Origin of the sequence: Pseudochryseolinea flava (assembly GCF_003286915.1) — a bacterium.
Lineage (GTDB): Bacteria > Bacteroidota > Bacteroidia > Cytophagales > Cyclobacteriaceae > Ohtaekwangia > Ohtaekwangia flava.
The window spans coordinates 1-21,214 of the sequence record NZ_QMFY01000006.1 but is presented as its reverse complement, the minus strand read 5'-3'; the positions used below and the strand labels follow the sequence as shown (position 1 = coordinate 21,214).

Here is a 21,214-nt window from a genome sequence, read left to right as displayed (position 1 = left end):
TTCATCGATCACCAAAACAGAAACAATCATGAACACAAAAACAACAACTGTAATTTATTGGGCTGGCACAATTCTCACTTCTCTATGGTTTGGCGCTAGTGGATTTTTCGAGCTCACAACTAACCCTGTCGTTTGGGATATCACGGTTAAACTGGGATACCCAGCACATTTTATCTACATCCTGGGTGTAGCAAAACTATCCGGCGTCGTTGTACTCCTGATACCGAACAGATTACTGCGCTTGAAGGAATGGGTTTTCGCGGGTGTATTCTTCGACATCATCTTCGCCTTCTTCTCGAAAGTGGCTGTGTTGGGTCTACCGTCAACTGTTGACGCGATCGTTGCCTTTACTATGGTCAGCACGACATATTTGATGTTCAGAAAATTGTACCCCGCCACCTACAACGTTCAACCACAAGCGGTCTAAGCAAAAGAATTTCGGGAAACGAGGTGTCTACTTCACCGGCGTGTTTGTCCAGTTCAGCCCGAAAATCAATCCAAACAAAAACGCCGCCGTATACCTTCGAGCCATTCAAAACAGAAACGCATCTGAAAGAATCGGAAAAGGAAAATCAACATGACCATGACCACAAAAAAATCACATAGCATCCCTAAGACTGTAACGTACACGTTGCTCCTATTTCTTGCGAATACAGTGAACGCACAGCAAACAACGTCATCGTTTGGAAATATAAAACAAGTAAACGCCGGTGTACTCAATATTGGTTATGCCGAAGTTGGCCCTTCAACAGGAGAAGTCGTTATCCTATTGCATGGGTGGCCATACGACATCCATAGTTACACCGAAGTTGCAAATGCACTGGCCGCTAAAAAATATCGTGTCATCATTCCATACCTGCGTGGGTTTGGAAGCACAAGATTCCTCGACGCGAACACACCGCGTAACGGACAACAATCTGCCCTTGCCGTCGATGTGATTGCATTGATGGACGCTCTCAAGATTGACAAGGCGATTATTGGCGGATTCGATTGGGGTGCACGTACGGCAAACATCGTTGCCGCGCTATGGCCACAACGTGTTACTGCCCTCGTATCGGTTAGCGGCTACTTAATCGGAAGCCAGCAGCTCAACAAGGCGCCACTTAATCCCATAGTCGAACTTTCATGGTGGTATCAATTCTATTTTGCAACAGAGCGTGGTCGCGAAGGATATGAATTGAATAGAAATGATTTCGCAGAACTCATTTGGAAAACAGCTTCTCCACAATGGTCATTCGATAGTACTACATTTAACACATCGGCATCGTCATTCAATAACCCCGATCACGTCGCCATTGTTATTCACAACTATCGCTGGCGTCTTGGTCTTGCTGAAGGTGAAATCAAATACAATGAGCTTGAACAAAAACTTGCCGCTTCGCCCATTATAACTGTCCCTACAGTTACACTCGAGGGAGATGCAAACGGGGCACCACATCCAAGTCCGTCAATGTATGCATCGAAATACAAAGGTAAATATGCGCATCACACTTTAACGGGAGGCATCGGACACAACTTACCACAAGAAGCGCCAAAGGCATTTGTAGATGCCATCCTTGAAGCGGCGAGCTTCTCAAAATAGAATTTCTAAAAAATATCAATCATAAAAATCACGACCATGAAAAATCATACAGTAGTCAACGACAACAACAGTGCAAACTTAGCGATCAACAAAGTTCTATACACCGGAAAAGTTCACGTCACCGGCGGAAGAGAAGGATCAGCTAAAAGTGACGACGGAAGACTAAATACTAGTCTTTCAACGCCCGGCGGTCCTGGCACAGGTTCCAATCCTGAACAATTACTCGCTGCAGGTTGGTCTGCATGTTTCATCGGCGCGATGAAACACAACGCCACGCGTTTACAAATTCCACTTCCCGCTGATACGTCAGTGGACACTGAAATCGATCTTGCCACTAACGACAGCGGCTATACATTACAAGCAAGACTGAATGTGAATTTACCGGGATTGACTTTCGAACAAGCACAAACCGTGATTGAAGCCGCGCATCAGACGTGCCCTTACTCGAAAGCAACGCGCGGAAATATCAATGTGACAATCAATGCAATAGTTTGATCTTCGTAACTCACGACGCAACAAGAAGAGCACCTGTTTTCGAAGGTGCTCTTTCTTCGTTATCACGAGACATCGTTTTTATTTTTTTCATTTACAAAGCCTATTGATCTGTACATCGCAATTAAGTTAGCTTTGTGCGCGCGAACTAATGCAACATCGGTTTCATGAATACAACCAAAGTTAAGATATCACCGCTAATTATTTGGGGGAGTTCCATTGTATTGGGCATACTTTCTTCGGTTCCTCAAATTGCACAAAGACATTTTAATGCGGCAGAAGCTATTGTGAATGCTGCACTCACTGGCACATTCGCCTTATTGATCTGGTACTTCAACATCTCGATGATGTCTACGAAACCAGGACGACATAAGCAGGGCATCTCTTACGCACGACTATTCAAAAGTCTTGCTTTCGGTATCGTCGTCATGTTTGTGTTGGCATGGATTCAACAACTCATCCTTTCGAACATCAATTTTGGTCCTGTCATGCTCATGGTGGAAGTTCGAGGAATACTCATCAATTTAATATTCTACATGTTCCTGCACCTGCTGCAACAAAATTATGAGAACCAACAAGTGAACATGGAGTTGGAACGAATCAAGAATGATAGTCTAAGCGCGCAATATGAATTACTAAAACAACAAGTAAACCCTCACTTTCTTTTCAACAGTCTCAACACATTAAAAGCGATGGTCGAAATCGGCGACAAGCAGGCCGTCAATTTCATCTTAAAGCTTTCAAATTTCTACCGTTACACACTGGAAAGCCGAAAGCATGATTTAATACATGTGTCAGAAGAAATGGACATACTACAAGCATACTTATTCTTGCAGAAAGCGCGATTCGAAGATGGATTCACTTTTACAAGCGCACTTGATGATAACGTAAGCGCCACCCTCATTCCCCCATTTACATTACAATTATTGATTGAAAATTGTATCAAGCACAATATTGTATCGCTCAGCAAGCCACTACACATTCGCATTTATTCCGAAGGCGATAAGATAGTTGTTGAAAACCAAGTACAACCAAAAACAGGCGATGATTCATCGTTAGGCGTGGGCCTCAAGAATATAAACCTGCGTTATCAACATTTACTTGAAAAACAAATCGACATCATTGCGACTGACAAATTATTCCAAATTAAACTTCCGCTAATCCATGAATATCATTCTCATTGAAGACGAACTAAAAACCGCGAAGTCGCTGGAGAATATCATTCAATCACTCCGTCCTGACGCCAACATCACAGGCCGGTATCAGAGCGTAGAAGACTCTGTTGAAAGATTATCAAAAGGCGATACACCCGACCTCATCTTCATGGACGTTCAACTCGCCGACGGCCTATGTTTTGAAATATTTAAGGCCGTGAAAATCAATTGCCCCATAGTATTTTGTACAGCCTACGATGAGTACTCACTCGAAGCGTTCAAAACCAATGGCATCGACTACATCCTCAAACCCTTTTCTAAAGAGAGTATCGGTGAAGCTTTTAAGAAAGTGGATGAACTTAAAAATTTCTTCCAGCAAAAGAACATCCCTAATCTTGAAAGCTTACTCGCTAAACTTGATACACCTGCCGAAAAGACAACGTTCTTAGTCTTTAAAAATCAGAAATACACCACCGTACAAACGAGTAACATCGCCTTCTTTTTTATCCGGAATGAATCCACCTGCATCATGACTTTCGATAAACAAGAATTCGTCATCAATCAATCGCTTGATCAAGTAGCAGGTGCCGTATCATCCCAACAGTTCTTCAGGGTAAATCGCCAATACCTCGTAAACTTTAAAGCCATTAAAGAAATCGAACACTACTTCCTGCGAAAATTGCTGGTAAAACTCGTTATCGAAACACCCGACAAGCTCTTGATAAACAAAGAGAAGTCGCACAGCTTTTTGAGCTGGATGGAAGATCGTTAATTTCGTAAGAGCCGCGCTAGCAAATGTCTAACTCGCGACCCACTATGTCCACCTCACCCTTTTAGTGCTCTCCAATCGATACTTCATCATCTACTTTTGATCATGCAAAATTCAAAAGAGATGAAATACATAGAGAAAATCACGATGAGTACTGCGGTACTGCTATCGTCTACTGCCTTCACCATTCCATGCGCACCACTTCCCAAAGAACCAGCAACCACTGAAAAAGGATTTGTTGTGCTCGAGCTATTCACGTCAGAAGGATGCTCAAGTTGTCCTGCTGCGGATGAACTTATGGCCAAACTCCAAAACGAAAAATCAGATCAGCCGCGCTACATATTATCATACCATGTCGACTACTGGGATCGACTGGGTTGGCGCGATGCATTTAGTGATCCACAATTTTCAAAGCGTCAACGCAAGTACGGAGAATGGCTGCGTGACCCTCAGATTTACACACCACAACTTGTCGTGAATGGAAAATCAGTGTGCATTGGATCAGATGAAGTCAGCATCAAAGCCATTGAGAAAGAATACCAAACAAAAAGTACATCGGCAACCCTTACCCTACGCGGCGAACAAGTTGCTGACAAAATGAATCTCCATTATGAAGTACTTGGAAATAATGATCGCAGCGAGTTGCTCATTGCCACCGTGCAGAAGTACGCTATTACAAATGTAAAACGTGGCGAAAATGGCGGACGCATTTTACACCACGTGCAGGTCGTCAGATCACTATCGACTTTCCCAGTCGAACATGATAGCGAGGGACAACAATCAATCACACTACCACCAGGATTCAACGCGAAGGATTTCGAAATTATTGCGATGATCCAAGACACAAGGACAGGGGAAATCACGGCTGCCACACGCGCAAACCTCCCAAACACTGTTCGATAGATTTATCCATTAAACTTTACAACAACATTATGAATACAAAATCAAATCTCTTCAAGAAGTCCTCGTTTCTTGTAACGCTAGTGCTCATTATTTTGTCTTACGCACCACAATCGTCACGCGCACAAAACACAACAACAAAAAACATTGTGCTCGTACATGGAGCCTTCGCCGATGGGTCAGGCTGGAAAGCGGTCTATGAAATTCTCACCGCCAAAGGCTACCACGTCAGCATCGTGCAAAATCCACTTACATCATTACAAAATGACATCGACGCAACCAACAGTGTAATTAATCAACAACAAGGTCAAGTTGTATTGGTCGGTCATTCGTGGGGAGGAACGGTGATTACTGAAGCGGGTGTAAATCCCAAAGTAGCATCGCTGGTATACGTTGCCGCTTTCGCACCAGATCGTGGTGAAACGACTGGGCAATGGGTTGCCGCGGCACCGCCCTCACCAGACGCAGGCTTCACGGCCCCTGATCAATTTGGATTTATTTACTATGACCGCTCCAAATTCCATGGTGGATTTGCCGCTGATCTTCGTGAATCTGAAGCAGCATGGATGAACGCTACACAAGTACCGATCGTCGGCAAGTGTTTTGAAACACCCATACAAGAAGTTGCTTGGAAGCGTAAACCCAGTTTTGCAATCGTCGCGACAAACGACAAGAGTCTCCATCCAAAAACCCAACGTGAGATGTATAAACGCGCTGACGCAAAAATCACCGAAATTAAAGGGAGTCACGTGATTTTCATTTCACAACCGGAAGCTGTAGCCAAGGTAATTATGGCGGCGGCAAACATTCACTAATCACTACACACATGAAACTAGCACATAAAATATTCATCAATGGGAATTTCGTATCCCCGCAAGGAAACGACATCATGGAAATCGTAAACCCAGCAAATGAAAAACTTATTGGAGAAGTTGCGTTGGGAAACGAGCAAGATGCGCTCGCCGCAATCGCAAGCGCAAAACGCGCACTACCCGCTTTCGCCCAAACGGCACGTCATCAACGTCAATATTATTTACAGCGTTTGCATGATACAATTATCGCACGATTGGAGGATTTAAAAGAAGCCACCATCGAAGAATACGGCGCCACCGTTCAACGCGCGCGATGGTCGAACCACTATGCAGCCGAAACCTTTCTGCTGTTCAAAGAATTATTAGGAGAATACGAATTTGAAAAAACAATAAGCAAATCAAAACTCATCATGCAACCAGTGGGTGTAACAGCCATCTTCACAGCATGGAATGCAAATGCAGGATCTATCTGTGTAAAGCTCGCGGCCGCCATTGCTGCTGGATGCACAGTCGTGATCAAGCCGAGTGAAATGAGCGCATTACAAACGAAGATACTGATGGAATGCTTTGCTGAAGCCGGCCTTCCTCCCGGCGTAATCAACGTCGTGAATGGTCGGGGCGACGTGCTCGGACCTGTTCTTTCTACACATCCGGATGTAGCAAGAGTTACTTTCACAGGCTCTACGGCGATTGGAAAAATCATCGCTCGAAATGCAATCGACACCATGAAGCGGATGACACTTGAGCTCAGTGGAAAATCACCCAACATCATTCTCGATGATGCAGACTTATCAAGCGCGATCCCCATGGCCGTCAACGAATGTTTTCAAAACAATGGGCAAGCTTGTGTGGCCGGATCTAGGTTAATCGTTCCTAAAAAACTTTTACCCGAAATAAGACAGTTGGTTATCGAAATCGTGCGCGCCATGAAAGTAGGTGACCCGCGTGATGAAAGAACAACAATCGGCCCGCTCGCGAGTGAGAAACAATATCAACGTATACAACACTATATCCGCGTTGGCATCGAAGAAGGTGCCGAATTACTGATCGGCGGTGAAGGCAAACCAGACGGACTATCTAAAGGATACTACGTAAAACCAACGGTGTTCGTCAACGTTACCCCTACCATGACGATAGCACGAGAAGAAATCTTCGGCCCCGTGCTATCCATTCTCACTTACGAAACAGAAGACGAAGCAGTCCAAATGGCTAACGATACGGTGTTCGGATTACAAGCCTACATCAGCTCAACAAATATGGAAAGAGCGAATAAAATAGCGGCACAAATAGACGCGGGAAGAGTTTCCCTCAACACGATGACACATGATCCGCTAGCGCCCTTTGGAGGATTTAAACAATCGGGTATCGGCAGAGAAGGCGGGATTTTTGGCTTAGAACAACAACTCGAGCCGAAGGTGATTCTTAACTAGACACCAACTGGGGGAATACGCGAGTTTTTAAAGCAGAATTTTGCAGCTGAACTCAGTATTCCCTCTATTTTTTTACCCGATTCGTCGAAGATCTTAGATATTTGCAAAAATTCTCTGACTTGTTGGAATGGCTTTCGTTACGTCCAACGTTAGAAGTAGTGCTTATGAATCCCAGGATCAAAAAATGGCTTGTCAGGCCATTAATCATTGTCGCCATCACCCTTTCAACGCTATTGACGGTAGCCTTCCTACTCGTTTCTTTGGAACAAGACCGACTCGTCAAGTTTGCAGTCGGCGAACTAAACAAAACTTTCAAAGGCGAACTCACCATCGACGACAGTAACATTTCGTTGTTCAAGCACTTCCCCTATGTCTCTATCGCGCTGCACAATGGAAACTTCTTTCCCGATAAGTCGAAAACACAAAAACCAATCGCGCAATTTGAACATCTGTATGTGGGCTTCAGTATTGATGAATTGATTCAGCATCACTACAACGTTAAAGTTCTTTTCATCGAGAAGGGCTTTGTAAATCTTGTTCAAGACAAAAACGGAAAAATCAATTTACTGGAAGCCGAGAAGTCTGCACCCCAATCAACAACACCTTCAGCAGCTAGCGATACCACGTCATCGGTTGCCATCAACCTGAAAAAAGTCGTATTGCGCGACATGAAAGTCTCTTATCTGCATGCGGCGAGTGGCCAAAACGTGAACGCTCACATTGAAAAAATGTCATCATCACTTCAGATTGACAGCTTGATGGTATTGATGGCCATCAAAAGTGAAATGAAACTCGATGTCACCAGCAATACAGACACTACTTTCTTCCGCAATAAGCGATTCCTCCTCGACATTGAAGCAGACTATAAATTAAAAGAAAGTACGTTCAACATTTTTGCTTGTAATTTCAAGATTGAAGACGCAGGCTTTAATGTAACCGGAAATGCAAACTTTGCCGACACTACGTCTGTACACTTTAAAGTAAAAGGCGACAAACAAGATTTCAAGTTGTTCTCTGCCTTCATTCCGGAACATGTAAAACATAATCTGAAACCTTTCCAGTATGATGGTCGCCTCTATTTCGATGCCTTAATACAAGGAAAAATATCCGACAACCATCTTCCTTTGATCGAAGTTGCTTTTGGCTGCGAAGAAGGTTGGTTTTTGAATACGGGAGCAAATAAAAAAATCGACAAACTCGGTTTCACGGGATATTACACCAATGGGCATGAACACTCTCTAAAAACCTCTGAAGTACACATCATCAATGTGAGTGCCCGCCCTGAAAAAGGTATATTCCGCGGCAATTTCGTCGTACGCGATTTCACCGACCCTAAAACGTTGGTGCAAATTAATTCAGAGCTTGAGCTAAAATTCCTTGGCGAATTTCTTGGCATCGCAGACTTGCAACAAACATCGGGTAATATCAAGCTCGATATGAACTTCAAGGAGTTAAATGACATCAAGCTTCCAGAAGAATCACTAAACAAGTTGAAAGAAGGCATTCAAAGTAAATTGACAGTCACCGACCTTTCGTTCCGTATCCCTGGGTTTCCACATGCTGTTAAAGAAGTGAATCTACATGCCGAGATGAAAGACGGCAAAGTAACTGTCGACTCTGGGCGCATGAAGATCGGATCTTCTGATCTACGGTTGAATGGAAGCATCAGCGATGTGCGCGCATTTTTACGTGAGCGCGATAAAACAATCAACCTCAAGCTCAATGCAAAAAGCGATCAGATGATTCTCTCTGAATTAATGTCGTACGACACTGCGCTAGCACGAAAATGGAATGAAGAGATCAGGGGATTTAACGTCACACTTGCATTAGAAACAACCGTACGCGAACTCCTCAACCCATCGCCGCTACCAAAAGGTAAATTTGAAATGACAAAGCTCCGCGCGACTTTCAAAAACTACCCGCACACTTTTAAAGATCTCAACGCAACCGTGATGATCAACGATACACTCTTACGCCTTCGTGATTTTACGGGAATGATCGACAGCTCAGACATCAACTTCAAAGGCCGTATCACCAATTACAATCTATGGTTTGATAACATCAAGAAAGGCAAAACGCAAATCGCGTTCGACTTTAAGTCTAATCGCTTCGGCATGAAAGACGTACTCGGAAAAGAAAGCAGAAAATATATACCGCGTGGTTATCGTCGTGAGCTGTTAACGAATGTATGGTTGCGCATGAAGATCGACCTGAAGTACGATACAATCTTCAGGTTTGCAAAAGCGAAAGTCACCAATATCACGGCAGATCTACAAAAACACAACCTCAAACTACATGAGATCAGCGGCGGTATTAAATACGGATCAAAAATATTATCCTTCGACACCCTACGCGGTAAAATCGGCAACAGCGATTTCGACATCAGTCTTAAATACTATTTTAAGGGTGTTGATCGAAACAACAACAAAGTATCAAACTCATTGAATTTTGCTTCTAAATTTCTCGATGCGGATGAGATCAGCCAGTATGACCTCGCTCCAAAAAAGGGACGGTCGCGACGTGATACAACCAAAGTCGCAGTCGCCGAAATAAAAGTTGATTCTTCCGCACACGCTAAGTCTTTCAATATTTTCAGCATACCGTTCTCAAACTTTAATGCGCAAATCGATATTGGAAAACTAAAATACAATCGACTTTGGTTAAAAGATGTATCGGCAACAGTCCGCATGCAGGAAGATCAAACAATCACGCTTGATACACTCGTCATGCAAGTAGCCGGTGGCAACGTTCGCATGCGTGGAAAGTTTAATGGCGCTAATCACGAGAGAATATATTTCAGAAGTAGGATTAACATCGACGACGTTGATCTTGAGAAGATGCTTTTAAAACTCGATCACTTTGGACAAGACGTTGTCGTCAATAAAAACGTAAAAGGTCGACTCAGCGGACAAATTAAAAGCTACGTCCAAGTACATCCTAACTTGGTTCCGATCATGAATAACACAAAGGCGGAGATGAACGTAAAAATCACCAACGGTACATTGGTCGACTTCGCGCCAATGCAAGCCATGGCAAGCTATTTCAAGGACAAAAATTTACGACTCATCCGCTTCGACACGTTACACAATACATTAACTTTCTCCAATGGCGTTTTGGATATTCCCGCCATGAAAATCAACTCGTCCCTCGGATACATTCAAATGTCTGGCAAGCAATCGCTTGATATGTCGATGGAATACTACGTACGTGTACCAATGAAAATGGTCACTAAAGTTGGATTCAATTCACTGTTCAGCAAAAAGCCCGAAGAAGTTGACATGAATCAAGTAGACGAAATTGAATACATCGATGCCGATAAAAAAATCGCCTTCATGAACCTGAAAATTACCGGCACACCGAGCGACTACAAAGTTGGCCTCGGCAAGAATAAAGACAAGAAAACGTTGTAGCGAACAGCCAATGCGCGTTGTTGTTTAAAACATCAACCTCCTGTGGTACGTGTTTTTTACAAGTTAGAGTATGACTACAATGAATGTGCACACCACAAAATTGCAAATGCTCGCACGTGTTGCTTTAGGCATTGCCATGATATTCGCTGGAATAGGCCACCTGTCTTTTGCAAGAGTAGAATTCCAAGCGCAGGTTCCGAATTGGGTTCCGATGAACAAAGACCTCGTCGTTATTCTTTCCGGCATCGTTGAAATCATGCTTGGACTTGCCCTAACATTTTGGACGACATACAAAGTGCAAATAGGATTGACGCTCGCAATCTTCTTCGTGCTCGTCTTCCCAGGCAACATCGCGCAATACACCAATGGCATCGACGCGTTTGGACTCGATACCGATCGCGCACGACTCATCCGCTTGTTCTTTCAACCAGTATTAATCTTATGGGCCTTGTGGTCCACTGGCGCACTGCAATTCCTTGTGAAAAAATTATCATGATCGTTGTGGCAATGCCTGCGAAGCGCAGGCCCAGGCTATCCGCTAAACTCCTCGTGCCGCCCGCGATCTAACGCTACTGCGGGGTATCGCTCCTATCCTTATTGCAACGTGCTGATAACAAAATGTAGCAATAGCTCATCGTGCAAGGTCAGCTATATATGTGGGTGTTGCCGGATCCTCCTTAAAAAAATCATTCTTCTTCCCTGCCGAAAGCGCCCACCGATCAATCCATGAAATTCCCCACTTCCCGAATACAGATATCGCCGAAGTATACGCCGAATCTTTCATCGCCTCCGATAAACTCACAAAGTCATATCCGTTCTTGATAAACATCTTCGCTAACGCATCGGTATAGTCAGCATTTAGCTTACTGCTATGAAGTAGCAGCACGTGACTAATATTCCGTCCAAAGAGATTCGTCGATTGCCGTTCAAAGTACAACAACTTCTTTTCCATGTACGCTACATAATCAGCGCCGATTTGCATCATCAGCTTTTCATCTTTCTTCGACGACGCCCGCGCATAAGCTAACGCAAAAAGATAATCGTCATTGTCAATGGTTACAGGTGCAACAGTATAACCGCGTGCCGTAAGAAAATTAGTAAGCGAGTCCGATTTAAATTTCGTATCTCCCGTGTGAAGAAATGGATGACGGAAATAACGAATTGTCATTCCCTTCTCCGACAACAAACGCTTCGTCACTTTTTCTCCTTTGATAATCTCTTCCGTAAATGCCACGTAGTTCAACTTGTTGTAGTCAGGGTGAGAGAAAGTGTGATTACCAAGTTCCAAACCATTCGATGGCCAAAGCTGCAACATGCGCACCTGATGCGGTATTTCAACGCCACTGTTGTACAACTTACTTTCATTTACAAAACCTATCGCCGGAATTCGATTTTGCTTCAAGGATTCAATAAGCTTCTCCGACAACTTATGCTGCTCAACCGAATCCACTAATCCGTAACCAACAAAAGGCAAATCATCATACGTAAAGCAAACTTGCTTTTTTTGAGCAAGCGCAACGAGACTCATCAAACAAAAAGACAGGAGCAGGATCTTCTTCATACCGTACAGAAAGATTGTTAATAACGACAAGATCGTTGCATTTGTCGGTTCAAGCAAATATGAAAATGCATGTAGCACTTCATATCACTATACTTCACATATTCATCGCTCAGGTCATGAAGGCTTTTTCACACCCACACCCAATGGAACTGGCTTACCAAAAAATGGTTTACCATTATTATCCCACGAAAAAGGCTGCATCCTTATCGAGCGATTATTACCACAACCTTGTCCTGTTTGGGGATTTGCATGATAAACAATCCAATCCGTTCCGTCATCAGAAGTGAAAAAACTACAATGCCCCGGACCATAAACTTGGCCTTCCGGTAATTTTGAGAATACAGGTTGTGAATCTTTCACCCAAGAATCCGGATCCATCAGATCAGCATCGTCTTCCGCGGTTAATAATCCCAGCGTGTAATCATCGGTCCAACAACCACTCGCAGAATAAACAATGAAGATTTTGTCACCACGCCTCAATATTTGTGGCCCTTCATTGATTGTGCCACCTATCTGCTCCCACGATAGTTCAGGTTTCGAGATCTGCACACGCGGTCCTTCAGCCGTCCACGGGTTAGACATCTTTGAGATATAGAGCTCCTGACTTTTGAATGGTTCATCTTCCCACCCCGACCAAATCATATACAACTGATCGCCTTGGTAAAAGACGGTACCATCAATGGCCCACTTGTCATCACCAAGCTCCAGCTTTCCCTTATCTTCCCACGTGCCATTCATCGGGTTCGCAGATTTATTCTCAAGCACCCACATCCGGTGATTCGCATTATCGCCATCGTCGGCAGCGTAATAGCAATACCACGCGTTGTTAATGAAATGAATTTCCGGAGCCCAAATATTTTTAGCATTCATCCCCGTCGAAGGAGCAAGCCAAACATTCTTGCTTGTCGCCGATGAAAGATTCGCCATGTTACTCGTTGCATACAGCTTAAGTCCGTTTCCTGTTGTATGCGTTGCATAATAGATCTTATCTTTCTTGAACACCCATGGATCTGGACCATTCAACAATAATGGATTCTTAAATTCTGAAACCGTCACGGGTGGTGGCGTTACAGTACCATGATCGTCCTTACATGCCATTGACACAATCAGAAGCATGATCATCAAAAGAGGCTTACGCAGTATTACATTCTTGCTCATACACATTGGTTTCATGTTCATTTCTCCGTACAAATCGGTTCGCTTTATACTAGTGCACCCATCAACGTGTTTTTACTCTCCGACCACAAAAAAAAATTATACGGTCGTCGTCCCGTCCTCATCATTAGTAGTGAAGATAAACGGCGAAGTCCTTTTTCATTTAATGATCTTTCTTTAAAATTAAGGCACGATACAAGCTGTAACCCCGCTGTTGTGAAATTAGTAAACCAACTTAAGCTCTATTTTCAGGAAGGTACATCTGACAAAGTCTATGAGATAGATCTCTGTGAATCCGGCGACGGCTTCCTTGTCAATTTCAGATATGGCAGAAGAGGCGCCGCATTGAAAGAAGGAACAAAGACGGTTTTTCCTGTGCCCTTGGCAGAAGCCCAAAAAGTATTTGCTGCACTTGAAAACGAGAAACGCAAGAAGGGATACGTAGCCGCCGGCGAAGCACCCATCATTACTGCAAGTGCACCGGCCACAACAAAGACCGGCACCGACAAACGCAAGAAGGCGATTGTGAAACTGCTCAAGGCAGCTGCCGCGGGAGAAGAAGCCGAACACTGGCAATTGTCGCGCATCATCTGGCGCGCTGGCGACTTAAAAATAAAAGAAGCAATACCCTATATCATTCAAGTTGCTGACGCTTCCGACGCTGCCAATATTTACTCCGCTGTTTGGGCCATTGCACGTTGCGGCACATCAGACGCACTCGGATTCCTGCAAAACCTTCAGCAAAATAAAGCACTACCTGACCACGTCAAGCATGTTGTCTTCGAAGCAATCTTAAAATTGTCAAATGACAAGGACAAGGAAATGTTATTAAACAACGTCCTTGAGTCGTTGCCGCGTCCATTCCGAAGTAGTATCGCAAAAAAAGACGTCAAACAATTTAAAAGAGATCTCCATGAATTTCTGTTTGAGCTTAAGACTGCTTCGAACGAATATCTCGTTGGTATCTACCAGCTTACCAGAAACGACATCGCATTACACGCTGTTTTCTTAGACGTACTAAGCCAAATCAAATTCGAGCACAACTACTTTAAGTATGTGCGTAAGATTTTCAAAGTGTCGGAGATGCTGCAAGACTACAGCACGTACGGTGTTATTGCCAGGCAGATCGACAAACAACCAGCCACATACCGCGTGAGCTATTGGATGACGCCTGAGCAGAAGCAACAACAAGCTTTTTCAAACAAAACAAAATCATATTTATCAAGTCGTATCGTCAGGCAACTGCGAAAATATGGCCAAGCAAATGAGTCGTCATATGTTGAATTGGCATCTCAAATTCTACTGGCTTTTCGCGACGATCAAGACCTGACGCCGCCGTACTATACTTCTCAGTATACGTATAACTACAATCCAGAAACGCGCTCGCATAGTTCCGCAGAAAAGAAAACACACTTTGATTCTTATAGCCGGTACAATGCTTTCAATTATATTCTGTTCAAAAACAGCGCCCGCTATCGACAGGTAGATGATCATTTTGTATGCGTACCACCATACGAACCCGGTAACGCTATACCTATGGTGCGTGAAGAAGCATTCCCACATTTGTGGAATGATGCCTTCGACGAAGTGGTTGAACTACTTTCCTTCAGCAAAGTAAATTGGGTGCACGACTTTGCACTGAAAGTCTGGAACGCCAATGCGACATTCGAAGCACAAATTGAGACGTTGCACATTATTCGATTCCTGCACGCACACGCTACTGGAACACAACAGCTGGGACTATCACTTGCCAGAAAAAAATACAATACCAGTCAACCGGATACATTGCTGCTCATGGCCATGCTCGACAGCAATCTCGAAGAAGCGCGAACACAAGCATCCGAATGGATTACAATATCTCGCAGCACACTACTGGCCGACACCACGTTCGTAACGCAGCTCTTCAAGATGCGTAAAGTTGAAGCGCATGCGTGGCTCAGAAGTACACTCGCAACACATGCCCTGACACAAACACAAGCTGAGGTCATTATTGCTAGTGTTATCGCCTACCTCATGAGCATCGAGCACGACACTGAAGAAGATCGTCGCTACCTCAATCAGGTTGCCGACACGGTGATTATTAGCTTGGGTGAATTCATTAAGAACATCAGTCTTGACGTTATACGTGATCTCTTTAAACATCAATCATCAGACCTGCATACTTTCGCCGGAAAGATCTTGATGAAACATGCTATAAAACCAGAAGATCTGCCTGAAGACTTCTTAAATATCCTCCTCGCATCGAATAACCCAAATTCACGAAGTTTGGGCATTTCGCTCCTTGGAAATTTTCCCGACCAATTGCTACTAACCAAGAAAGATATACTCGTAAGTTTTTGTTTATCGCCACTCGCCGACGTGAGAAACGCCGTCAAGCCAATCATTATGCGACTTACCAAAGCGTATCCTGATTTTGGTAAAGCGCTTGTCGAACTTTTTGTGCCTGCATTCCTAATCAAAGAATCGTACGAAGGCGCACACGATGATCTACTAAGTTTACTCTCACATGAGCTTGAAAGCAGTTTACACATCATCCCGAAAGAAAAAACATTAGTATTACTGAATTCACGATATCGAACATCACAAGTCATTGGTAGTATCCTCTTGAAGAAGACCATCACGACAGACGACCTCAGCGTTATGGAGCTTGTTAAACTTGGCAACAACCCAATACAAGATGTACGGAATTTTACATGGAGTGCTTTTCAAAGAAATCCAGAAAAGATAAAAGCTGCAAAGGCCGAAGCCATCAGAATCACTGACACCGATTGGGATGATACACGAATCTTCGCCTTTGATTTCTTCCGAAATACTTTTACAGTATCGGACTGGGACACTGAACTGTTAATCAGTCTTTGCGATAGTACAAGAGAAGACGTCCAAGACTTCGCGCGAGAGATGATTACAAAATTCTTTGCCGCCAATCAAGGCGCCGAATATTTACTCAAGCTCAGCCAACACCCGTCGTCAAAAGTACAATTGTTCGCCACCGCTTATTTAGATGAATACGCGAGTGGAAAACTTGAGGTGATGACATCGTTGAAATTGTATTTCATCACGCTACTTTCACAAGTAAACAAAGGGAAAGTAGCAAAAGCCCGTGTGATGGATTTCCTCAGAAAAGAATCACTCAAAAGTGAAGATGTAGCACACCTGGCCGCAGAGATATTCACGCGCGTTTCGGTATCCATAGCAATCACCGAGAGAGCCGAATGTATTGCTGCCCTGCGTGACATCAAGAAGAAATTTCCTGCAGTACAAACGCTAATGGCCGTAAAAGAATTTAATGACTACGTGAGAAACTAATTTATGCAGTTCGATTATAAATTTAAAGGTGACACGTCGGTTAGCAATAGCGCGCATGGTACGGCCATGAATTTTGCGCCTGATGTTTATCGCGAACCAACATACTTCTCTGGTTACCTGAATAAACATATTCCTTTTCGCGAAGCCATCTCTGCGCTACACGATATCGTTGTATCTGACTTCCGGTTCAAACCGAAAGACAAATCAGACTATAAAGCGTGGGCAAAACAACAAGAAGATATCTGGCTAGCGGAATACATGCGTGGTGCCGCCGACGTAGGCGAAAAAATCAAAGGAGTACAAGAGCGACTCTCCACGATCAGAAAACAGAAAGATCAGATCATGGAGCCTTTCCATAAGGCGAAGCGTAAATATTTTGACTTCCTCTACCAAACAAATCGCGACGCGTGGGTTGTGCTCGATCCTGTCATCACCATCCATCCCGACGAATTATTCTTCGAATGTTTCAGTCAAGACGAATCATCGTATGGCAAGCTTGGATGCAATTACAATGTATTCAACAAGGTAAGCGAATTTAAATGCGGTACAACCAACGTTGACTACTCCTCGCTGCTGTACAATGAGTTTCAAAAGATACGCGACTACAAAGAAACGTATTTCAATGTCGACCCAAGTGGATTTGAAGTTCAAACGACAGCGGAAGAAAGTTACAAAGAAGTGAAGATCGACGTGCCGGCAAGCTGGGTAAGAGGTTTCTTACAAGTGAGCTCCGCGATGACGATCCCAGCGACCACTTTTCATCTTCATCCTATGGATGTGTACAACATCTGCTTTATGCTTCGCAGGTATAAAGAAAAAGAAGGGCCGCGCTCCATACGTTGGATATTGAAACCAGGTCAGCCGGTAAAACTCGTACTCGAACCTTGGAACTACGAAATTGTTTGTGGACGATCGTTATACGAAGGCACAAGCGAAAATGAAATTCGCATTTGGGGACGACGACGCTTACTATTATTAGAGCGATTGATCCCGGTTACGCAAAGTTTCAAAGTAGTACTTCTCGGTTCCGGACTTCCTTCATTTTATATCGCCGATCTTGGTGATCTTAACTTTACCCTAGGGCTATCGGGTTGGACCGTTAACGACTGGTCGCGTGTTGGAAATTTCGATTTGTTAGCACCACGCGCGGAAGTTGATAGCATGACGATGCAAAAAGTTTACGTTGGACTGAGAGAAGAGTGGGTTGAAGATACCGACAGCCTAGCTAAACGATTGGGTCTCGAGAAAAATGTTGTGCTCGGTGCGTTGAGCGCGTTCACGCAAGCAGGGCGTGTGATCTACGATTTAAATAGAAATGCGTACCGCATCCGCGAGCTGGCCCGTGAAGCGCTTCCGTTAGAAGAACTTCGCTTTGCAAATGCGCGTGAAGAATCGGCAAATCGTTTTGTGCTCCTCAACCATGTAACGCTGGCAATAGGAACAAAAGATGGAAATACGATTCTTAAAGGAAATGTAAGAGATAAAGATAAAGTACTTGAAGCAGAGTTAGTAATTGACAAAGATGAGCGCGCGTTGAGCGGAAAATGCAATTGCAACTTTTTTAAGCAAAACAAACTGATGCAAGGACCATGCGAACATATGATTGCATTGCGAATTGCTATGCGTGAGAAAACGCAAAAATAAAACGACGACTAAATAAATTTTATTAATTTTAAACCGGTAGCAGCAGGATATTAAGACTTGCAACCCGGGTGGTGGATCACCATCCTTGTACACAGCTTGCTAACGCGCCACTGGCTCGTTCTTGACTGTGCGATCCTCGTACTAGTGTACCATTCCCGGTGTGAAATCTGAGGAATTGAAATAGTACACTAGTACGGTCTCGCTTGAGTTGACCGTTCCAGTCCTCAGGATGACGAAGGATATCCGCTGCTACCATTTTTTTACCCCTATGGCAGACATTCGTCAGCAACTCTATGATCGCATTAAGGCGTCGACCAAAGAGTCCGTTATCCTTGAAGAAATGAAGCGTCTTGGTTTCTGGAAACAAGAAACCGGTGTGCCATCACTCCCTGAACAATTAATTCTACAAGAAGCAGACTTAACAAAAGAACTGCAATCTCTTCTTGAGCAGCAACGGAAGTACCAGAACAAAGAACAAGCGCTAAAGGAAATGCGCAAAGCGCGCCTGGAAAAATCCAAGCTCAAGAGAGAAGAAAATAAAAAGCTCCGTAAGCAAAAAAGAGAAGAAAAGGCTGCACGATGGAAAGCCACGCAAGAAACCGACATCATCTATCTCGGTGAAGATGTTTCCAAAGGACTCAACAACAAAGAGACCGATGTCGCTAAAATCAATACACATCAGCTTCCTGGTATTACTACCGTTGAGGAATTAGCAAAAGCAATGAACATCAGCGTGGGTACTGTTCGCTACTTATCATACAACCGTATCATCAGCAAGACCACGCACTACAAAAGATTCTACATTCCGAAAAAGACGGGTGGAAAAAGGCTTATCTCAACACCAATGCCCAAGCTTAAACGCGCACAGTATTGGATATTGGAAAACATCCTTGAAAAAATTGCAATACAAGATTCTGCCCACGGATTCGTAAAGAAAAAATCTATTGTCTCGAATGCATTGCCGCACGTGAAAGCCGAAGTGGTTGTGAATATCGACATGAAAGATTTTTTTCCTACGATCACTTATCCGCGTGTGAAAGGTGTATTTCAATCATTCGGATACTCGGAACAGATTGCGACAATCTTAGCATTGATGTGCACGGAAGCCGAATGTGATCAAATCGATCTTGATGGCATTACCTACTACGCGGCCGGTCTCGAACGATTCCTCCCACAAGGTGCCCCAACCAGTCCAGCATTGACGAATATCATCTGCCGAAAATTGGACGCCAGATTAAAAGGCATTGCTACAAAGTTCAATTTTAACTACACGCGTTACGCCGATGACCTCACCTTTTCCGCCTCCGGAGAAGCTACTGCTCATTTGAAAACATTAATGGGTTTCATCAAGCGAATTATTAAAGAAGAAAACCTTCACATTCATCCTGATAAAGTTCGTGTACTGAGAAAAGGTGCGCGCAAAGAAGTGACAGGCATCGTGGTTAACGACAGGCCTGCTGTAAACGCGAAAGAACTCGATCGTTTCAGGGCGCTTCTATTTCAAATAGAAAAAGATGGTCTTGATGGAAAACATTGGAAGGGCTCGAACAATTTATTGGCGTCTATCAAAGGGTACGCAAATTTTGTATTGATGGTCGATCCAATAAAAGGCAAACCATTGATGGAGCGTGTTTCTAAAATACTATCGACACATGAATTCAAACACGTGATTAGGCACAAACCGAAATCATTGCTCGCGAACGAACCTGAGAAACCAAAAAATACTGAAGAGCAAAGTAAAAAGCCGTGGTGGCGGTTTTGGTAGTGTGGGCCTGCAGTGTAGAATAATATTTTTACAAACAGACCTTAAATTCTCAATTGCTTTCGTTTCATTTTCGTGCAGTACAATATTCTTGAGAAAGGGAGTAACCGAATTACATTGAAGTGTCAACATCCTCCCAAAGTTCACCAGTGACTTCCTCCTCGCCATACGAGGATGCGAGCCAAGTTAGTACGCGATACCTTTCATAATGCAAGCAAAACTTTACAATGCACATCAAAAGTTGGTACAGGCGATGGAGGAATTTAATGCACAGCACTATCGTGTATACGGTCGCATACTCCGGGATGAAGAGCCAATCAGAAAACTTATCAGAATCACTCAAGAATCCCAAACAGAAATGGTAGTGGTGGATGCCGTGAAAAAATTAGGCGAAAGGTTTACCGACAAAGAAACTGGTCTACCGGTATTGGAAACGATCGAGCCTGCTCATACAGTTGGTAAAACAACTTGGATGGATCCGGAGGTGAAATTGAATGAATTCTTTTATATGAGCAATCGGTTTCCAGTAGTCGACGCCAAAGGTATGGCGCAGGTATAACTCAAATGCAAAGCGTTGAACGAAATATAAAACCTGGTAAGTAGCATCAGGTTTTATATTGGTTCAATAATATTTCCATGTCTGTCCTTCAATACTTTCTTTCCATAGTAATCATCCCAATACACCGAATTGACTTCCAATTCATTTACATTCCATCGTGGGAGTCGGCCTTTCCATTCTATTTCTCCTTTACTTGTTACTGAATTTGCCCAGTCAAGTACATCGATGTCGTACTTGCCATTGTGCACTCTCTTAACCAAAATCCATTCTACCGCATTCAAATACATTTTGCCAGAATCGATCACGGATCGTTCCAATGCAAAATTTTCTGCATTTGCCCACATCTGTACAGTGGGGTACATTAGCCCGTCAAATTGCAACATCGCAGGGTCTATTGATTTATGTTTATCAGCAATTGCAATTGTTAACTTGTATAATTCCTTTTTGTTAGCAGGAACCGATTGACTAAATGTTTTAGCTAGGTATTCGCCTATTAACTTATTTGTTTCATCGTTTATACTATCTATTTCTTTGTCACCATGCCACTCAGGTGAATATTTCGCTACCGTCTGACCCACCCTTTCGGTAATTACCTGACCCACCTATTTCGGAAATGGTTTGACCCAGGTATTTCGCTAATTATCTGACCCACCCGTTTCGGTAATCATTTGACCCGGG

17 protein-coding genes are annotated in these 21,214 nt (G+C 43.6%); 14 read left to right on the top strand and 3 right to left on the bottom strand.

The features are described from left to right. Positions 1-28: 28 nt before the first annotated feature. The 10 genes from DQQ10_RS12925 to DQQ10_RS12880 all read left to right on the top strand — a co-directional run bounded on the left by DQQ10_RS12925 (position 29) and on the right by DQQ10_RS12880 (position 11,045). The gene (locus tag DQQ10_RS12925) at positions 29-427 is read left to right on the top strand and encodes a DoxX family protein (protein WP_112747301.1); all 399 of its coding nucleotides are present in this window, start codon (positions 29-31) and stop codon (positions 425-427) included. Positions 428-583: 156 nt separating this feature from the next. Further along, entirely contained in the window at positions 584-1,582 is a 999-nt protein-coding gene (locus DQQ10_RS12920) for an alpha/beta fold hydrolase (protein WP_165823918.1), read from the top strand. Between the two features lie 36 nt (positions 1,583-1,618). Beyond that, positions 1,619-2,077, top strand: coding sequence for an organic hydroperoxide resistance protein (locus DQQ10_RS12915; RefSeq protein ID WP_112747299.1), 459 nt, complete (start codon positions 1,619-1,621; stop codon positions 2,075-2,077). A 164-nt stretch (positions 2,078-2,241) separates the two neighbouring features. Beyond that, positions 2,242-3,258 carry a sensor histidine kinase gene (locus DQQ10_RS12910; protein WP_112747298.1) on the top strand — a complete coding sequence of 339 codons (1,017 nt, stop codon included), beginning with the start codon at positions 2,242-2,244 and terminating at the stop codon, positions 3,256-3,258. Continuing rightward, positions 3,239-4,000 (top strand): LytR/AlgR family response regulator transcription factor, encoded by a 762-nt coding sequence (locus tag DQQ10_RS12905; protein ID WP_112747297.1) that lies wholly within the window; start codon positions 3,239-3,241, stop codon positions 3,998-4,000. The genes DQQ10_RS12910 and DQQ10_RS12905 overlap by 20 nt, the downstream gene beginning before the upstream one ends. Positions 4,001-4,120: 120 nt before the next feature. Further along, entirely contained in the window at positions 4,121-4,900 is a 780-nt protein-coding gene (locus DQQ10_RS12900; RefSeq protein ID WP_165823917.1) for a DUF1223 domain-containing protein, read from the top strand. Between the two features lie 29 nt (positions 4,901-4,929). Further along, the gene (locus tag DQQ10_RS12895) at positions 4,930-5,712 is read left to right on the top strand and encodes an alpha/beta fold hydrolase (RefSeq protein ID WP_112747295.1); all 783 of its coding nucleotides are present in this window, start codon (positions 4,930-4,932) and stop codon (positions 5,710-5,712) included. A gap of 11 nt (positions 5,713-5,723) precedes the next feature. After that, on the top strand, positions 5,724-7,139 hold the full coding sequence (locus tag DQQ10_RS12890) for an aldehyde dehydrogenase family protein (protein WP_112747294.1): 1,416 nt from the start codon (positions 5,724-5,726) through the stop codon (positions 7,137-7,139). A 164-nt stretch (positions 7,140-7,303) separates the two neighbouring features. Next, on the top strand, positions 7,304-10,549 hold the full coding sequence (locus DQQ10_RS12885) for an AsmA family protein (RefSeq protein ID WP_112747560.1): 3,246 nt from the start codon (positions 7,304-7,306) through the stop codon (positions 10,547-10,549). A gap of 70 nt (positions 10,550-10,619) precedes the next feature. Continuing rightward, entirely contained in the window at positions 10,620-11,045 is a 426-nt protein-coding gene (locus DQQ10_RS12880; RefSeq protein ID WP_185147034.1) for a DoxX family protein, read from the top strand. Between the two features lie 135 nt (positions 11,046-11,180). On the opposite strand, the gene DQQ10_RS12875 is transcribed toward DQQ10_RS12880, so the two are convergent. Beyond that, positions 11,181-12,110 (bottom strand): polysaccharide deacetylase family protein, encoded by a 930-nt coding sequence (locus DQQ10_RS12875; RefSeq protein ID WP_112747558.1) that lies wholly within the window; start codon positions 12,108-12,110, stop codon positions 11,181-11,183. A 114-nt stretch (positions 12,111-12,224) separates the two neighbouring features. Beyond that, the gene (locus tag DQQ10_RS12870; protein WP_245970402.1) at positions 12,225-13,268 is read right to left on the bottom strand and encodes a glycoside hydrolase family 43 protein; all 1,044 of its coding nucleotides are present in this window, start codon (positions 13,266-13,268) and stop codon (positions 12,225-12,227) included. Positions 13,269-13,481: 213 nt separating this feature from the next. Here DQQ10_RS12870 and DQQ10_RS12865 point away from each other — a divergent pair, with 213 nt between their 5' ends. From DQQ10_RS12865 to DQQ10_RS12850, 4 genes are all read left to right on the top strand, one after another. Continuing rightward, positions 13,482-16,571 (top strand): WGR domain-containing protein, encoded by a 3,090-nt coding sequence (locus tag DQQ10_RS12865; protein ID WP_112747293.1) that lies wholly within the window; start codon positions 13,482-13,484, stop codon positions 16,569-16,571. 3 nt (positions 16,572-16,574) lie between these two features. After that, positions 16,575-18,215, top strand: coding sequence for an SWIM zinc finger family protein (locus DQQ10_RS12860; protein WP_112747292.1), 1,641 nt, complete (start codon positions 16,575-16,577; stop codon positions 18,213-18,215). Between the two features lie 268 nt (positions 18,216-18,483). After that, complete coding sequence (locus DQQ10_RS12855) at positions 18,484-19,980, top strand: reverse transcriptase family protein (RefSeq protein WP_112747291.1); 1,497 nt, start codon at positions 18,484-18,486, stop codon at positions 19,978-19,980. A gap of 205 nt (positions 19,981-20,185) precedes the next feature. Beyond that, positions 20,186-20,536, top strand: a complete 351-nt coding sequence (locus tag DQQ10_RS12850) for a hypothetical protein (protein ID WP_112747290.1) — start codon at positions 20,186-20,188, stop codon at positions 20,534-20,536. A 53-nt stretch (positions 20,537-20,589) separates the two neighbouring features. Here the strand turns inward: DQQ10_RS12850 and DQQ10_RS12845 are convergent, their stop codons facing one another. Next, positions 20,590-21,138 carry a hypothetical protein gene (locus DQQ10_RS12845; protein ID WP_112747289.1) on the bottom strand — a complete coding sequence of 183 codons (549 nt, stop codon included), beginning with the start codon at positions 21,136-21,138 and terminating at the stop codon, positions 20,590-20,592. Positions 21,139-21,214: the final 76 nt, after the last annotated feature.

Coding starts and splice junctions, on each gene's coding strand:
- DQQ10_RS12915 (WP_112747299.1), top strand. CDS start 1,619: ATGAAAAATCATACAGTAGTCAACGACAACAACAGTGCAAACTTAGCG.
- DQQ10_RS12895 (WP_112747295.1), top strand. CDS start 4,930: ATGAATACAAAATCAAATCTCTTCAAGAAGTCCTCGTTTCTTGTAACG.
- DQQ10_RS12855 (WP_112747291.1), top strand. CDS start 18,484: ATGGCAGACATTCGTCAGCAACTCTATGATCGCATTAAGGCGTCGACC.
- DQQ10_RS12880 (WP_185147034.1), top strand. CDS start 10,620: ATGACTACAATGAATGTGCACACCACAAAATTGCAAATGCTCGCACGT.
- DQQ10_RS12885 (WP_112747560.1), top strand. CDS start 7,304: ATGAATCCCAGGATCAAAAAATGGCTTGTCAGGCCATTAATCATTGTC.
- DQQ10_RS12870 (WP_245970402.1), bottom strand. CDS start 13,268: ATGAGCAAGAATGTAATACTGCGTAAGCCTCTTTTGATGATCATGCTT.
- DQQ10_RS12900 (WP_165823917.1), top strand. CDS start 4,121: ATGAAATACATAGAGAAAATCACGATGAGTACTGCGGTACTGCTATCG.
- DQQ10_RS12905 (WP_112747297.1), top strand. CDS start 3,239: ATGAATATCATTCTCATTGAAGACGAACTAAAAACCGCGAAGTCGCTG.
- DQQ10_RS12920 (WP_165823918.1), top strand. CDS start 584: ATGACCACAAAAAAATCACATAGCATCCCTAAGACTGTAACGTACACG.
- DQQ10_RS12910 (WP_112747298.1), top strand. CDS start 2,242: ATGAATACAACCAAAGTTAAGATATCACCGCTAATTATTTGGGGGAGT.
- DQQ10_RS12875 (WP_112747558.1), bottom strand. CDS start 12,110: ATGAAGAAGATCCTGCTCCTGTCTTTTTGTTTGATGAGTCTCGTTGCG.
- DQQ10_RS12860 (WP_112747292.1), top strand. CDS start 16,575: ATGCAGTTCGATTATAAATTTAAAGGTGACACGTCGGTTAGCAATAGC.
- DQQ10_RS12925 (WP_112747301.1), top strand. CDS start 29: ATGAACACAAAAACAACAACTGTAATTTATTGGGCTGGCACAATTCTC.
- DQQ10_RS12850 (WP_112747290.1), top strand. CDS start 20,186: ATGCAAGCAAAACTTTACAATGCACATCAAAAGTTGGTACAGGCGATG.
- DQQ10_RS12890 (WP_112747294.1), top strand. CDS start 5,724: ATGAAACTAGCACATAAAATATTCATCAATGGGAATTTCGTATCCCCG.